The sequence below is a fragment of the Alteromonas sp. 4NH20-0104 genome, assembly GCF_057547795.1.
In genome coordinates, this window is the sequence record NZ_BAAJLP010000007.1 from 49,603 (window position 1) to 64,537 (window position 14,935).

Below are 14,935 nucleotides of genomic sequence, written 5' to 3' on the forward strand. Positions count from 1 at the left end.
ATGGGTAGTTATCCTTGATTATCCGTGCAATGATTAATAAGTCCGTCTGTATGAAGCAAAGGCAAGTTATTTGGTATTGCGAGTAATTCCCAGACCGTTATGGCAGCAATCCGGTGTCATCGGATTGCTGATAATAATGCTTTCGTTGCCGGTAAGCGCAACAGAAGCTCCTGCACAGTTGTTGGCACAAGCCGATACGCTGAGAGTGACCGATCCTGCCAAATCGCGGCAGATATTACAGGCATTGAGCAACCAGTCTTTAACGCCGGCTGAGCAGGATTACCGTGACTATCTGCTGGGATTTCACGCTGCAATCGGCAGTGATTCTGACCGCGCCGTTAGCATTATAGAGCCTATAAGTCGCAGGCATCCGGCTGATGAACTTGGCTTACGTGCCAGAGCTACGCTACTTAGCATTTACTACGGTTTCCGGGAGTGGTCAGAGGGCTTGCTACTGTCTGCTGAACTAAAGGCACTGTTAGGCCAATTGCCGCGGAACAATACCTGGTACACAGCGAACATTAGCGTGGTGAATTACTATAGCAACCTGCAAATGTATAACGAGGCGCTTCAGTTGCTTGAACGGGTTACCGGCCCGGAACTGGCGAAGGTGAGCGGCGAGATGCGTTGTCGCTATATTGCACAGGAATTCCGAGCGCAAAAGGGGCTCGATATTAACGCCATTACGCCTCGTTGGCTGGCAACGCTGGAGGCCGCTTGTCTGTCGTTGCCAAAATCACTTTATACCGTTGAACCCTTTATTAACTGGACGCGTTATTTACTTGACTCCGGGCAATATGAGGCCGTTTTAGCGGCCGTCGGTCGTTATGAACCAGCCATTAAAGCACTCAACTATTTTTACTATTGGGTGGTCCTTAAAAACATTGAAGCCCAGGCTCTCTATGCATTAGGCCAATACGACGAAGCCGAAGCGAAAGTAAACCCAATACTGGCTCGACCGGAGATGGCTGACTATTCAGAAGGGCTGGTCACCGCAGCTACTCTGAAAGCAAAAATCCGCAAACAACAGAACGATTACCCGCAGGCTTATCACTGGCAGCAGGTCGCCATTGAGAGCGAAAGCAGTCAAAACCGTCTCGACGCGACCCAATACCTGGCAGTGAATAATGCTCAGGCGACCTTACGTCAGGCCGACGAGGAACTTCGGCTGTTATCCAGCCATCAGGCATTATTGGCTAACCAGGTGGCACGGGCCGAACAAAACGTTATCGGCACTTATTTACTTATTGCGCTGGCGGCTTCACTGTTATTTATTACGGTTTTCGGTATTCGTAAGTTGCAAAAACAGCAACAATTGCTGGCCAGGCTTGCCTCAACAGACTCGCTCACAGGGCTCGATAACCGCCGCGAGTTTATGCAGGTAACACAACAGGCACTGCAGCATAATAGCAGTGCAGAACCGCTCAGCCTGATCATGTTTGATCTGGATAATCTGAAGTGGGTTAACGACAATTATGGCCATCAGGCGGGTGATTGGGTGTTGATGCAGGTTGGTGAAGTATTAGCCGCGCAGTTGAATGATGCGACGGTGAGTTGTGCACGAGTTGGCGGGGAAGAGTTCGTGCTGTGCTTAAAGGACACTGATGTCAATCAGGCGCTGGCCTATTGTCATGACATTCAAGACTGGCTGGGAGATATTGATACCCAGGCACAACTCGATGGTTTACAACTGAGTGCCAGCTTTGGGGTGTGTGATACTGATCAGGTGGGCAAGCAACTGGACTCGCTTATTAGCGGCGCCGACCTTGCTATGTATAAAGCGAAAAAAGCCGGACGCCGTCGGGCAGTTAAGTACCCCATGGACAAGAAAGATAAAGAAGAGGCTATTTAACCTCTTCTCCGGCCGCCTGACGGTCGGCATGATAACTGGAACGTACCATGGGGCCACAGGCGGCATGGGTAAAGCCTAATGCCTTAGCGGTATCACCAAGTGCATTAAATTCATCCGGGTGTACATAGCGTTTTACCGGGAAGTGGTGACGGCTAGGTTGCAGGTACTGACCCAGTGTCAACATCTCCACATCGTGCGCACGCAGGTCTTTCAGAACCTCAGCAATCTCTTCCTGACTCTCACCCATGCCCATCATCAAACCAGATTTGGTAGGGACGTCAGGATGCTGTGCTTTAAATTTTTTGAGTAAGTCGAGTGACCATTGGTAGTTAGCGCCTGGACGACATTCGCGGTACAAACGCGGAATGGTTTCCAGGTTATGGTTAAATACATCCGGTGGTGTGTCTTTAAAGATGTCCAGTGCGCGGTCCATGCGGCCGCGGAAATCCGGTACCAGTACTTCAATTTTAGTCGCCGGGCTGTGTTCCCGAATGGCTTTAATGCAGTCAACAAAGTGCTGGGCGCCACCGTCACGCAGATCGTCGCGGTCTACGGAAGTAATTACCACATATTTGAGCGCCATTTCCTTAATGGTTGTGGCCAGCTTCAATGGCTCTTCAGCACTTGGTGGTAACGGTTTACCGTGGGCAACATCACAAAACGGGCAACGACGGGTACAAATATCACCCAAAATCATAAAGGTAGCAGTACCATGATTAAAGCATTCCGCCAGGTTAGGGCAGCTGGCTTCTTCGCATACCGAGTGCAGGTTATTTTTGCGCAGGGTTTTCTTGATGTGATCAATGCGATCCGTTGTGCGTGGCAGCTTAATCTTTATCCATTCAGGCTTACGCAGCATTTCCTCTTTTTCAGTAGGAACGATGGTAACCGGAATGTGCCTGACCTTTTCATCATCGCGGAGTTTAACTCCGGCTTTTGCCTTTACGTTACTCATTAAAGCCTTCTATAGTTTGCAAAGTTGGCAGAGCGAGTTCAGCCTGTAAGTGGCTCAGCATTAACTCTGTCGCTTTTTGAATGTTATCCGGCCCGCCTAGACGGGCGCAATCAGTCATGGCCATGCCCTGGTAGCCACACGGATTAATCCGCTCAAACGGCGTAAGGTCCATGTTAACGTTGAGTGCCAGACCATGAAAAGAGCAGCCTTTACGGATGCGTAATCCCAGTGAACAAATTTTCTGACCGTCAACGTAAACGCCGGGCGCATCGGGACGGGCATTAGCCACAATATTACTGGCTCCCAGGGTGGCTATTACCGCATTTTCCATGGCAGTCACCAGTTCGCGGACGCCCATTTTGCGGCGTCGTACGTTCAGCATCAGATATACCACTAGCTGGCCGGGACCGTGATAGGTAACCTGACCACCGCGGTCAACCTGAACCACCGGAATATCGCCGGGCATGAGGATGTGCTCAGCCTTGCCAGCCTGCCCCTGAGTGAACACCGGCTCGTGCTCTACCAGCCAAATTTCATCGGCATCATCAGTGGTGCGTTGATCCGTGAAGGTTTGCATGGCCTGCCAGACGGGCTCATAAGCTCGTTTGCCTAAGTGCCTGACAATCACCGTTTCCCGGGCGACCTTATCAAGGGTGTCTGTCACTTAAAGTACAACTCTCACTAATTCAATTTTTGCCAGTTCGGTATAAATTAATTCCATATGTTCTTTGCTCGTTACCGTTACAGCAACTGACACAGAGTGGTAATTCCCTTTAGCGCTTGGCTTTACCGTGGGCGCATAATCGCCCGGGGCATGTTCCTGCAGGCAGGATACCACATGTAACGGCAAATCCTGGTGAGCAATGCCCATCACTTTAAAGGTTTGAACCGTGGGGAAGTCCAGCAGTTCATCAAATCGAGTGTCTAATTTAGTCACTTTGTTTACCTCTCAAAATAGCACGGCACGAATTCTACCAATTCGTGCCGTACACCACCAGACTGCATGTAATAAACAAGCGGTTATCTGGTATTAATCATTCAGACCTAACTGTAAAGTTACATAATCAAGTAACCTGTCGAAGAGTCCACCTTCTTTGACTTCCTGAAGGGTCACTAACGGGTACTGGGCCACGTCTTCCCCTTCTAACTGGATATACAGGGTACCTACCACTTCGCCTTTGGCTAGCGGCGCTTCAAGATTCTTATCCAGTTCAAAGTTAGCTTCCAGGTTTGCCACCTGACCGCGTGGAATCGTAATAGGGGTAGACTGGTTAATACCTAAATCAACCGTGTCACGATCACCCATATAGATACGATGAGACACAAAGCTGTCTCCGGCCTTGTAGGGGGTGACGGTTTCATAAAAGCGGAAACCGTAGCGAAGTAACTTTTTGTTTTCCACTTTACGTGCACGCTCACTGTCGGTACCCATTACCACTGACACCAGGCGCATATCACCCTGGGTGGCTGAGGTAATCAGCGAGTAACCGGCATCTGAGGTATGACCGGTTTTAATGCCGTCTACGTTAAGGCTTTGATCCCATAACAGGCTGTTGCGGTTGTACTGCTTAATGCCGTTGTAAGTGAATTCTTTTTCACTGTAAATCTTATACATGTCTGGCGTTTCTTTCACCAGCGCGCGGGACAGGGTAGCCATGTCGCGCGGCGACGTATAGTGATCCGGATCGTGCAGACCATGAGAATTCACAAAGTTACTTGCATTCATACCGAGGTTGGCGGCATGAGCGTTCATCATACTGGCAAACGCACTTTCTGAACCGGCAATGTGCTCTGCCATGGCCACGCAGGCATCGTTACCAGACTGCACGATAATACCGCGAAGCAGATCGTGAACGGTCACCGTGGTGTTCACTTCAATAAACATTTTTGAAGAATCCGGAAAATTCTTCGCCCAGGCGTTTTCGGAGATTTTCACTTCGTCATCTAACGAAATATTACCGGCCTGTATCTCTTTGCCAATGACGTATACTGTCATGATTTTAGTCAAACTGGCGGGTGCCAGCTGCATGTCAGCATTTTGCTCGGCAATACTGGTGCCGGTTTCATAATCGAGTAACACGAAGCCTGCAGCGGCAACGGTTGGTGGTGGCGGAATGACTACTGCGGCCCTGGCGGTTTGCCAGTAAGCACTGAGTAGCAGGGCAATGCTTAATAGCAAGGCAGAGATAAAAGACGGTTTAGCGCGCTTTATTTTATTATGCATGGTTTTACCGTTTGAGTTGAAAGCGAAAATCTGATGTATCGACAGCATTTTAACGTATGCCGTAGGCTTGGACTAGAGTCGGGGCAAAAAGTTTAATTTCAATGAGGCTACGGGACTATTTCCAGGAATTTTATGCTTAAAGACTCGCTGCCACCTTATAAGCGCCCGGATAGCCGTTTTGTTTGAGTTCGTCGAGCAGCATATTGAGCTTAAATCTATCGGTGAGCGGCCCCAGTCGTAGCCGGTAGATATCGTCGATCAGCGGAAATTCTGCCGGTACCTGATACAGCGACGACAGGCCGTCAGAGAGTTGTTTGGCCCGTTTGGCATCAGACAGCGCTGCTACCTGAATATAATATCCCTGACTGGCCGCGATATCAGACAGGGCGGCACTGTCACTCGTTTCTGTCTGCATTGTGCCAGCCACGGTTTCTGCGGCAGGCTTGCTGGCGGTTTGTAATACGTCTTCCGCCGGCAGTTCTCCGGCATACAGCGCATAAGGGACGGCAGGTTCAGTCCCCACGGTCACCATATCGTCAGTGTCGACGTGGATAACCTCGAGTTTTACCTTTGTAGTGCCATGCTGATGAAAGCCGAGCTTTTTGGCCGCTGCATAGGATAAATCGATGATCCGTTCAGAATGAAACGGACCACGGTCGTTGACCCGCACGATGGCCTGCTGCTGATTTTCCAGATTGGTGACGCGCACGTAAGAGGGCAAGGGCAGTGTTTTATGCGCCGCCGTCATGGCGAACATGTCATAGACTTCACCATTGGACGTAAGATGACCATGAAACTTCTGACCATACCAGGATGCTTTGCCGGTGGCGGCATAGCCTTTGCCAGTTTTCAGCGGTCGGTAATGTTTACCGAGCACTTCATAGGGTAAGCTGTTTTGTTCGCGATAAGGCTCGTATCTGGGTTCTGCATCTTCCATTAGCGGTTCCGGATACACAAAGTCCGGCGCGGAATCCGTGGTTTGGGTATAGCGTGACGGCGCCTGACAGGCGCTCAGCAATAACATTGCAGAAAAGCTAAGTAATAATGAATATCGGGTCATTAGCGCGACAATAATCTTTTTTGTGTGCCGATACCCATTAGCATGCCAAATCCGGCTAATAAAGTCACCATTGATGTGCCGCCGTAACTCACCAGCGGTAATGGTACGCCAACCACTGGCAGAATGCCTGATACCATGCCCATATTGACAAAAACGTAAACGAAAAACGTGAGTGTAATACTGCCGGCCAGTAGTTTACTGTAAGCATTTTGGGCGCGTACCGCGAGCATCAGCCCACGGATAATAATAAACAGATAAATGGCCAGTAACAGCAACACGCCGGTGAGGCCAAATTCCTCACTGAACACGGCAAAGATAAAGTCAGTGTGACGTTCCGGCAAAAACTCCAGCTGTGACTGGGTACCTTGCAGCCAGCCTTTACCTTCCAGTCCGCCAGAACCTATGGCAATTTTTGACTGGATAATGTGGTAACCGGCACCCAGCGGATCGCTTTCGGGGTTCATAAAAGTGATCACGCGCTGTTTTTGATAATCCTGCATCAAAAAGTACCACATAATAGGCAGAAAAGCGCCGCCCAGTCCGGCCACAATAGTAATAAGACGCCAACTCATACCGGCCAGAAAGATGGCAAAGATACCGGAACTGGCGATCAGCAGGGACGTGCCGAGGTCGGGTTGTTTAGCAATTAAAATGGTCGGCACAACGACCAGCATAAAGCCAATGATAATCTGCGGTAGTCGCGGTGGCAGGGTAAATTTGCTGATATACCAGGCCACCATCATGGGCACGGCCAGCTTCATTGCTTCAGAGGGCTGGAAGCGAATAAAGCCCAGGTCGAGCCAGCGCTGGGCGCCTTTACCTACATCACCAAACACCAGTACGGCGATGAGCATTAATATGCCAGCGCCATAGGCATAGATACTCAGGCGCCGAAAAGCCATTGGCGGCACCTGGGCCAGAACAACCATTACGCCTATGGCAATACCAAGGCGGACCACCTGGCGTTCAATAAGAGCCATGTCCTGGCCACCAGCGGAGTAGATGGTTACCAGACCTACTCCCATCAGTACGAGCAAGCCGAGTAGCAAAGGCAGATCAATGTGGATACGATCCCAAAAACTGATGTGATTTTCTCTTAACCTGCTGCGCTTCACTGTTCCGGCTCTCCGTTACTTGCCGGTGCGGAGGCGAATAACTCCGGCTGATAAAGTTCAAAATAGGCATCCATCATAACCCGCGCCATCGGGGCGGCATTTTTACTGCCTCCGCCGGCGTTTTCGAGTACCACTGCCACCGTTATTTCCGGCTTTTCATAAGGCGCGTAGCCAATATACATGGCGTTATCCCTTAAGCGCTCGTCGACTTTTTCAGCGTCGTACTTCTCACCCTGGGCAACTGAGAATAATTGCGCGGTGCCGGTTTTGCCCGCTGATATATAGGGGGTGTCGGCGAAAGCAAAGCGAGCGCCTCCTCGTTCGCCATTAACTACCATGTACATAGCGTTCTGGATTACATCCCAGTTTTCGCGGTTAACAATATCGATAGGGCGCAAAAATTTAAGCGGCTCTGGTTGCAGGGTGCCGTCGGCCTCACGGTAACCCTGCAGGATCTGTGGCACAAACCGGGCACCGTAGTTAACCAGTGCATTCGTAGCATGAACCAGCTGGATTGGGGTGGTTGTCCAGTATCCCTGGCCAATGCCTACCGCGATGGTATCGCCGATGTACCATGGCTGATTAAAGCGAGCCCGTTTCCAGCCTCGACTGGGCATGTTGGCGTCGCTCTCTTCGTATAAGTCGATACCGGTATAATCACCAAAGCCAAACTCAGACATGTAATCACTGATCCTATCGATACCCATTTCATAGGCCAGATCATAAAAATAGGTATCGCAGGACACCTCGACCGCGCGGGTCAGGTCTACTTCGCCATGACCCCATTTACGCCAGTCGCGCCACACATGGGAGACATTGGGTAAACGGTACTGACCGGTATCGGTAATTGAATATTCTGGTGTGACGGTATCGGTTTCCAGCCCCAATAAGCCCAGCAGCGGTTTGACTGTTGAAGCCGGCGGATACTGACCCTGAGTGGCGCGGTTAATTAAGGGCCGGTCCGGCGAGTTAAGCAGTGCGGAATAATTTTTACTACTGATACCATGAACAAATAAATTGGGGTCATAACCGGGATTGGAATACATCGCCAGAATACCGCCGGTATGTGCCGATGAAATAATGATGGTGCCACGTTGATCCTTAAGCGCTTCCTGCGCAGCCTGCTGCAGACGAATATCAATGTTCAGCACAATGTCACGACCGGGGGTGGGAGGTTGTACATCCAGGGTGCGAATGATCCGGCCCTGACTGTTAACTTCCACCTGCTGATAACCCACTTTGCCGTGGAGAATGTCTTCGTGGTATTTTTCGATACCCAGCTTGCCTATGTCGTAAGTCGCCGCATAATTGGCTTCTTCACCGGCTTCCTGAATTTTTTGTAAATCTTTTTTGTTGATTTTAGAGACATAACCCAGAGTATGGGTGAGGGTTTCCTTAAACGGATAGTACCGGGCCAGCCGTGCTTCGATGGAAACGCCGGGGAAGCGATGGCTGCGACTGGCAAAGCGCGCGACTTCTTCTTCTGTCAGGCGGGTACGTAGCGCCACCGGTTTGAAGCGACGCTGACCTCGCAGGGATTTTTTAAAATCCTCTACTTCTTCATCTGTGATCCCCATCAGGGCCTGCAGAAAGATTAAAGTATGCTCAAGGTTATCGACTTTTTCCGGAATAATTTCCAGACTGTAAACCGGACGGTTTTCAGCCAGTAGCACGCCATTGCGATCGTATACCAGTCCACGATTAGGCGCGATAGGCAGTACTTTAATCCGATTACCATTGGAGCGCGTCTGGTAATCCTCAAAATGTTCTACCTGCAAATAATAGAGATTACTGACAACCATCACCAGCAGGGCAAAAACCACCAGCGCTGCGATAACCGCACGGCGGGCAAACAGATTTGCCTCAGCCGTATGGTCTCGAATTGTCTGACGCTTAATGGGCATGCATTACTCTCTGTGGTAAGGGTGGTTCTGGGTAACAGACCATGCCCGGTACAGAGATTCAGCCACAATAATACGTACCAGCGGATGCGGTAGCGTGAGAGGTGACAGTGACCAGCGTTGTTCGGCCAGTTCACAGCAGGCAGGAGCAAGTCCCTCCGGTCCGCCAATTAACAGGCTGACATCGCGACCGTCCATTTTCCAGCTGTCGAGCTGACGGGCCAGGGCAGGGGTATCCCAGGGGCGACCGGTGACTTCCAGGGTAACCACTTTATCTGATTTACCAATGGCCGCTATCATCGCTTCGCCCTCTTTTTGCAGAATGCGTTTAATATCGGCATTTTTACCCCGCTTGCCAGGCGGGATCTCAGTAAACGTCACCGGCATATCTGCCGGAAATCTGCGCAGAAATTCATTGGTGCCGGTGCTTACCCAGTCTGGCATTTTATTACCAACCGCAATTACCTGTATGCGCACAGCTTACTAACTCCGTGTCGACAAGGGGTTAACCCCAGAGTTTTTCCAATTGATAAAAGTCGCGGGCTTCATCCTGCATGATATGCACAATAATGTCACCTAAGTCGACCAGTACCCAGTCTCCGGTTTCTTTGCCTTCAACATTTAACGGGGCGTGACCAGCGTGTTTGGCTTCTACCTGGACATGTTCTGCAATAGAACTGACATGCCGTTTGGAGTTACCCGAACAGATGACCATGGTATCAGTGACGGTTGATTTTCCTTTTACATTTAATTCAACGATATCCCGTCCTTTCATATCGTCAATTTTGTCTAAGACAAACGCTTTGAGTTGCTCGTGTTGCAAAAGTTCTCCTCACTGACACCTTAAATGGTGCCGTATAACTTATGTTGTTTAATATAGTGTAAGACTGCCGGGCTAAGCCAGTCAGTCACCACACTGTCAGATATCTGGTTTGTGGTCAGGGCATTACGCAATTGTGTTGATGACACGGCATAATCCTGACTATCCGTAAAATACACCAGGCCGGATGGCTGATTATAAAAAGCGTTCAGCTGTGAACTGTGACGCTCTGCAAGCCATGCTTGTAATGCTTCGTCCGGCTCGCCGGTTGAGGCAGGGCGGCGCATTACAACAATATGACAATAGTCAGTCAGCGATTGCCACTCATACCAACTGGTCAGATTATACAGTGAATCTTCGCCTAACAGAAAAAACAATGGTTCATCGCCGCGCATGTTGCGTAAATACTGCAGGGTTTTTACCGTATACGAAGGTGCCGGTAAGGATAATTCCAGCGGCTCAACGTAAAGTGCCGGCTCCTCTTTGCAAGCCAGTTCAAGCATTTTTAAGCGATGGGAACTGGTCGTCTCGGGGGCCGATTTATGGGGCGGTAACTTGCACGGCAATAACCCCAGCCGCTTAACACCAATTTCGTTTATCGCTTCCAGACCGGCCTTAATGTGCCCCTGATGCGGCGGATTAAAGGTGCCCCCTAATAATGCCCGCATCAGACGCTGTCTGCACTTTCTGCAAAGGCCATATGTCCCAGCGGTACGCCAGTGAATAGCAGACATAAATGGCAAAGTTTGATGTAGGGTCTGACCACCGAGGTCTGTTTAAACAGCTGATCGGCTTCTGTAAGTTGCTCACCGATAAGGGTTAGTTCACCCTTGGATAAACGCTGCATGGCCTGTTGGTAGAAGCCCTGGCGGTTTTTCCAGATGCCGAGTTTTGGCCAGGTGATGGTTTGCCCGGTATTCTGTAAATGATTAAGCTTCCAGAGTGTCTGCCATTCCCGCACCAAAGCCCAGATGATGATATTCGGCTCAATACCTTCACTTTCCAGGCGCTGGAGAATTTTAACGCACCGCGTGCGATCGCCCTGCAGCATGATGTCGACCAGCTGAAAGACATTAAAGCGTGACTGGTCCACTAAGGCGCTGGCCAATCGCTCTTCATCCAGTTGTTTATCCGGGTAAGCGAGGCTGAGCTTTTCGATTTCCTGGGCGGCAGCCATCAGGTTGCCTTCACTAAAATCAGCGATTAATTTAACGCAGGCCGGACTAAACTGAAACGCCTCCGATTGCAGGCGTTGCTGGATCCATTTATGCAGCTGAGTCCCTTCCAGCGGGTAGCAAATGGTAAACACGCCAATGGCGTCGAGAGCCTTAAACCATTTGGTGCGCTGCACATCTTTACCGATCCTTGCCCCATGGATAATCAGCAGGGTATCGGCAGATAAATTGCCAGCGAGCTCGGTAAGCAGGCCCGCGCCTTCGGTGCCCGGTTTGCCTGTGGGTAATTCCAGTTCAATTAACTGCCGGGCCGCGAATAATGACATACTTTGGGTCGCATCGATTAAACGTGACCAGCTGAATTCCCCATCAGCGACCAGCACGGTTCGCTCATCGAACCCCTGTTGTTTTGCTGCAGTTCTCAGCGCCTGCAGGATTTCAAACTTTTGCTGTGGTTCATCGCCAAATATCAGGTAACAGCCTTTGAGCCCTTCTTTTAAGGTTTGTCTGAAGCGATCGGGATAAACCTGCACCTTGTTATAGCCCCGCGTACTGGCTGGATAACAGGCGGATAATTCGGTCTGCTGCTTCCAGGCGCATTTCACTCAGCACCAGATTGAGTTCGCGTGACTTTGCCAGTACCTGATCAGGGTCGTCCTGATATTCACGTAATACTTCGAAAGCGGTTTTTAACTCTTCACCGTTGGGAAATACCACCGTGTAGCGAACGCTGTAGATCAGCTCGTATTCCGCCACCTGACCGGTAGCAAAGACCGAGAGTAACCGACGGTCCAGTTTTTCTGGCTGTAGCCGAAGAGTAATAGTCGTTGCTTTTAACGCAGGATCAGCTTCGGCGCCGCCGTTAATCTGATACACATTCATGCGACTTTCCAGCGCTCTGATCAAAGGCGCGTTCTGGCTGCTGGCCTGAACGTACAAATAGTCAGTGTTACTGGGCAGCGTTTTTTCACTGCGCAAATGAAAACCACAGCTGGCAAGTGCCAGTGTGGTAATCAAAATAAGCAGCGTTTTGCTGATAGCTGTCAGGTTGTGCATTAGTTAGCCACGATATTGACCAGTTTACCCGGCACCACGATAACCTTACGAATGGTTTTTCCTTCGGTAAACGGCTGAACGTTTGGCTGTTCTTTGGCAAGTTGCTCCACTTCTTCTTTGCTGGCGCTGGCTGATACGGTAATTTTCGCCCGTAACTTGCCATTGACCTGAACAATGATGAGCTTCTCATCTTCCACCAGAGCCGCTTTGTCTGCAACCGGCCAGGGGGCGGTTTCAATGCTGTCAGTGTGGCCAAGTTTAGTCCATAAGTGATGACAAATATGTGGCGTAATAGGGTTTAACAACAGCACCATACTGGTGACCGCCTCGCGCATCAGAGCAATATCCTGGGCGCTTTCCTGCGGCGCTTTTTGCAGATGGTTCAGCAGTTCCATTATTGCCGCTACGGCTGTATTAAAGGTTTGGCGGCGGCCCAGATCATCACTGACTTTTTCAATGGTTTTATGTAGCTCGCGGCGCAGTGCCTGCTGGGATTTATCCAGCGCTTTAACATCCAGGGAGTCTGGTGTACCAGCGGCCAGATGCTCATTAACCAGTTTCCATACCCGGCGCAGGAAGCGGTTAGCCCCTTCAACCCCTGAATCAACCCACTCCAGAGTCTGCTCCGGAGGCGCAGCGAACATGGTAAATAAGCGAACCGTGTCGGCACCGTACTGGTCGATAACCTGTTGCGGATCGATACCATTGTTTTTGGACTTTGACATCTTGGTCATGCCACCGTGCTGTACCGGCGTGTTACCGGCGGTCAGCCAGGCTTTAGTAATACGCCCCTTGTCATCTTTCTCGGTTGATACTTCCGTGGGCGAGTACCAGGTTTTCTTGCCTTTATCGTCTTCACTGAAGTAAGAGTCAGCCAGCACCATCCCCTGACAAAGCAAACGCTTGTAAGGTTCGTCAGAATTGACCAGGCCTTCATCACGCAATAATTTGTGATAGAAACGGGAATACAACAGGTGCAGTATGGCGTGTTCGATACCGCCTACGTACTGGTCCACCGGCAACCAGTAATTGGCTTTCGCCGGATCCAGCATCGCATCATCGGTATTGGCACAACTATAACGGGCGTAATACCAGGAGGATTCCATAAAGGTATCAAAAGTATCGGTTTCGCGTAGCGCTGCCTGGCCATTAAAAGTGGTTTTGGCCCACTCCGGATCGGCTTTAATAGGGGAGGTAACACCGTCCATTTCAACATCTTCGGGCAGTATCACCGGCAATTCTTCGGCTGGGACGGGGACGGATTCACCGTTTTCCAGGTTCAGCATTGGGATTGGCGCGCCCCAGTAGCGCTGACGGCTCACGCCCCAATCGCGCAGACGGTAATTAACCTTCCGCTCACCGCAACCCAGTGTTACCAGTTTATCAGCTATGCCATTAAAAGCTTCGTCAAACGCCAGGCCGTCAAAGTCATTGGAATTGATCAGCAGGCCTTTTTCAGTATACGCTGCAGCGCTTAAATCACACTCGGCGTTACTGTCTTCAAGTGGTTTGATTACCTGTTTTATGGGTAAGTCATAGCGGGTAGCAAATTCCCAGTCGCGCTGATCGTGCCCTGGCACTGCCATCACCGCCCCGGAGCCGTAATCCATCAATACGAAGTTAGCTACCCACACAGGTAACTGTTCGCCGGTCAACGGATGAACGACATAAAAACCGGTGGAGCAGCCTTTCTTCTCCATCGTTGCCAGTTCCGCTTCAGCCACCTTGGTATTTTTACATTCATCTATAAACCTGGCGACGTCGGCGCTATTTTGAGCAGCAGCCTCGGCCAGAGGGTGCTGGGCAGCCACGGCCACATAGGTCACCCCCATAAAGGTATCCGGGCGGGTGGTATAAACGGTTAAATCGCTAACGTCATTAACTTTGCTGGCCATTTCAAAGGTAATTTCAACGCCTTCTGAGCGACCAATCCAGTTTGCCTGCATGGCTCTGACTTGTTCCGGCCAGTCTTCTAACTGTTCCAAATCCTGTAACAGTTCTTCAGCGTAATCGGTAATCTTGATAAACCATTGAGGAATTTCTTTTTGTTCAACTACCGCACCTGAACGCCAGCCGCGGCCATCAATAACCTGCTCATTGGCGAGTACCGTCTGGTCTACCGGGTCCCAGTTCACGGTTGAGTTCTTTTTGTATACCAGGCCTTTTTCATACAGGCGGGTAAAGAACCATTGTTCCCAACGATAGTAATCGGCTTTACAGGTGGCAACTTCACGATCCCAGTCATAACCAAAGCCCAGTGATTTGAGCTGGTTTTTCATGTAATCGATATTGGCGTAGGTCCACTTTGCCGGTGCCGTATTGTTATTAATTGCGGCGTTTTCCGCAGGCAGGCCAAACGCATCCCAACCCATTGGTTGCAGTACATTTTTGCCCTGCATACGTTGAAACCGGCTGATTACGTCACCGATGGTATAGTTGCGTACGTGCCCCATGTGGAGGCGACCACTAGGGTAAGGAAACATTGACAGGCAGTAGAATTTTTCTTTGCCCGGTTCTTCTGTCACCTTAAAGGCATTGGTGTCTTGCCAATGCTGTTGAACAGCATTTTCGATTTCTTGTGGGTTATACTGATTTTCGGCCATTTACCTGAGGCTTCCGCTTTATTTAAACTTTGACAACTGTGCTGGCAGCAGGCGTGAAAAGGCGTCTAAACACTACCGTCAGCATGTTACGGGTATAATAACCCCATAGAATAACTTAGCGGTGGCATCTCTCACAATAGGCTGAACCGAATGAAGCGGAATAATTGGCTTAAT

14 protein-coding genes are annotated in these 14,935 nt (G+C 50.2%); 1 reads left to right on the top strand and 13 read right to left on the bottom strand.

Translation table 11 applies throughout. The annotated features are described in order from the left end of the window. Positions 1 to 70: 70 nt before the first annotated feature. Positions 71 to 1,852, top strand: a complete 1,782-nt coding sequence (locus AC27IB_RS06815; protein ID WP_487119810.1) for a GGDEF domain-containing protein — start codon at positions 71 to 73, stop codon at positions 1,850 to 1,852. Here AC27IB_RS06815 and lipA read toward each other — a convergent pair. The 13 genes from lipA to leuS form a co-directional block, all read right to left on the bottom strand. Continuing rightward, positions 1,845 to 2,807, bottom strand: a complete 963-nt coding sequence (gene lipA / locus AC27IB_RS06820; RefSeq protein WP_296044393.1) for a lipoyl synthase — start codon at positions 2,805 to 2,807, stop codon at positions 1,845 to 1,847. The genes AC27IB_RS06815 and lipA overlap by 8 nt on opposite strands. Then, on the bottom strand, positions 2,800 to 3,471 hold the full coding sequence (gene lipB / locus AC27IB_RS06825; RefSeq protein WP_296044395.1) for a lipoyl(octanoyl) transferase LipB: 672 nt from the start codon (positions 3,469 to 3,471) through the stop codon (positions 2,800 to 2,802). The genes lipA and lipB overlap by 8 nt, the downstream gene beginning before the upstream one ends. Next, positions 3,472 to 3,744, bottom strand: coding sequence for a DUF493 family protein YbeD (gene ybeD, locus AC27IB_RS06830; RefSeq protein ID WP_487119813.1), 273 nt, complete (start codon positions 3,742 to 3,744; stop codon positions 3,472 to 3,474). Positions 3,745 to 3,837: 93 nt separating this feature from the next. Beyond that, positions 3,838 to 5,031: a serine hydrolase gene (locus tag AC27IB_RS06835; RefSeq protein ID WP_487119815.1), complete on the bottom strand. Its 1,194-nt coding sequence runs from the start codon at positions 5,029 to 5,031 to the stop codon at positions 3,838 to 3,840. Between the two features lie 136 nt (positions 5,032 to 5,167). Beyond that, complete coding sequence (locus tag AC27IB_RS06840) at positions 5,168 to 6,091, bottom strand: septal ring lytic transglycosylase RlpA family protein (RefSeq protein WP_487119817.1); 924 nt, start codon at positions 6,089 to 6,091, stop codon at positions 5,168 to 5,170. Beyond that, complete coding sequence (gene rodA / locus AC27IB_RS06845; RefSeq protein WP_487119819.1) at positions 6,091 to 7,206, bottom strand: rod shape-determining protein RodA; 1,116 nt, start codon at positions 7,204 to 7,206, stop codon at positions 6,091 to 6,093. The genes AC27IB_RS06840 and rodA overlap by 1 nt, the downstream gene beginning before the upstream one ends. Further along, complete coding sequence (gene mrdA, locus AC27IB_RS06850; protein WP_487119821.1) at positions 7,203 to 9,110, bottom strand: penicillin-binding protein 2; 1,908 nt, start codon at positions 9,108 to 9,110, stop codon at positions 7,203 to 7,205. The genes rodA and mrdA overlap by 4 nt, the downstream gene beginning before the upstream one ends. A gap of 3 nt (positions 9,111 to 9,113) precedes the next feature. Then, complete coding sequence (rlmH, locus tag AC27IB_RS06855) at positions 9,114 to 9,584, bottom strand: 23S rRNA (pseudouridine(1915)-N(3))-methyltransferase RlmH (RefSeq protein ID WP_487119823.1); 471 nt, start codon at positions 9,582 to 9,584, stop codon at positions 9,114 to 9,116. 28 nt (positions 9,585 to 9,612) lie between these two features. Continuing rightward, on the bottom strand, positions 9,613 to 9,930 hold the full coding sequence (gene rsfS, locus AC27IB_RS06860) for a ribosome silencing factor (protein WP_105936807.1): 318 nt from the start codon (positions 9,928 to 9,930) through the stop codon (positions 9,613 to 9,615). Positions 9,931 to 9,950: 20 nt separating this feature from the next. Next, positions 9,951 to 10,595: a nicotinate-nucleotide adenylyltransferase gene (nadD, locus tag AC27IB_RS06865; RefSeq protein WP_487119825.1), complete on the bottom strand. Its 645-nt coding sequence runs from the start codon at positions 10,593 to 10,595 to the stop codon at positions 9,951 to 9,953. Beyond that, entirely contained in the window at positions 10,595 to 11,635 is a 1,041-nt protein-coding gene (gene holA / locus AC27IB_RS06870) for a DNA polymerase III subunit delta (protein ID WP_487119827.1), read from the bottom strand. Before holA ends, nadD begins: the two co-directional genes overlap by 1 nt. Positions 11,636 to 11,639: 4 nt before the next feature. Next, the gene (locus AC27IB_RS06875; RefSeq protein WP_487119829.1) at positions 11,640 to 12,158 is read right to left on the bottom strand and encodes an LPS-assembly lipoprotein LptE; all 519 of its coding nucleotides are present in this window, start codon (positions 12,156 to 12,158) and stop codon (positions 11,640 to 11,642) included. After that, positions 12,158 to 14,761: a leucine--tRNA ligase gene (gene leuS / locus AC27IB_RS06880; RefSeq protein ID WP_487119831.1), complete on the bottom strand. Its 2,604-nt coding sequence runs from the start codon at positions 14,759 to 14,761 to the stop codon at positions 12,158 to 12,160. The genes AC27IB_RS06875 and leuS overlap by 1 nt, the downstream gene beginning before the upstream one ends. Between the last annotated feature and the right edge of the window lie 174 nt (positions 14,762 to 14,935).

Bases quoted from the DNA above. Each gene is read 5' to 3' on its own strand.
- AC27IB_RS06875 (WP_487119829.1), bottom strand. From the start codon at position 12,158: ATGCACAACCTGACAGCTATCAGCAAAACGCTGCTTATTTTGATTACC.
- leuS (WP_487119831.1), bottom strand. From the start codon at position 14,761: ATGGCCGAAAATCAGTATAACCCACAAGAAATCGAAAATGCTGTTCAA.
- nadD (WP_487119825.1), bottom strand. From the start codon at position 10,595: ATGCGGGCATTATTAGGGGGCACCTTTAATCCGCCGCATCAGGGGCAC.
- AC27IB_RS06840 (WP_487119817.1), bottom strand. From the start codon at position 6,091: ATGACCCGATATTCATTATTACTTAGCTTTTCTGCAATGTTATTGCTG.
- lipA (WP_296044393.1), bottom strand. From the start codon at position 2,807: ATGAGTAACGTAAAGGCAAAAGCCGGAGTTAAACTCCGCGATGATGAA.
- AC27IB_RS06835 (WP_487119815.1), bottom strand. From the start codon at position 5,031: ATGCATAATAAAATAAAGCGCGCTAAACCGTCTTTTATCTCTGCCTTG.
- mrdA (WP_487119821.1), bottom strand. From the start codon at position 9,110: ATGCCCATTAAGCGTCAGACAATTCGAGACCATACGGCTGAGGCAAAT.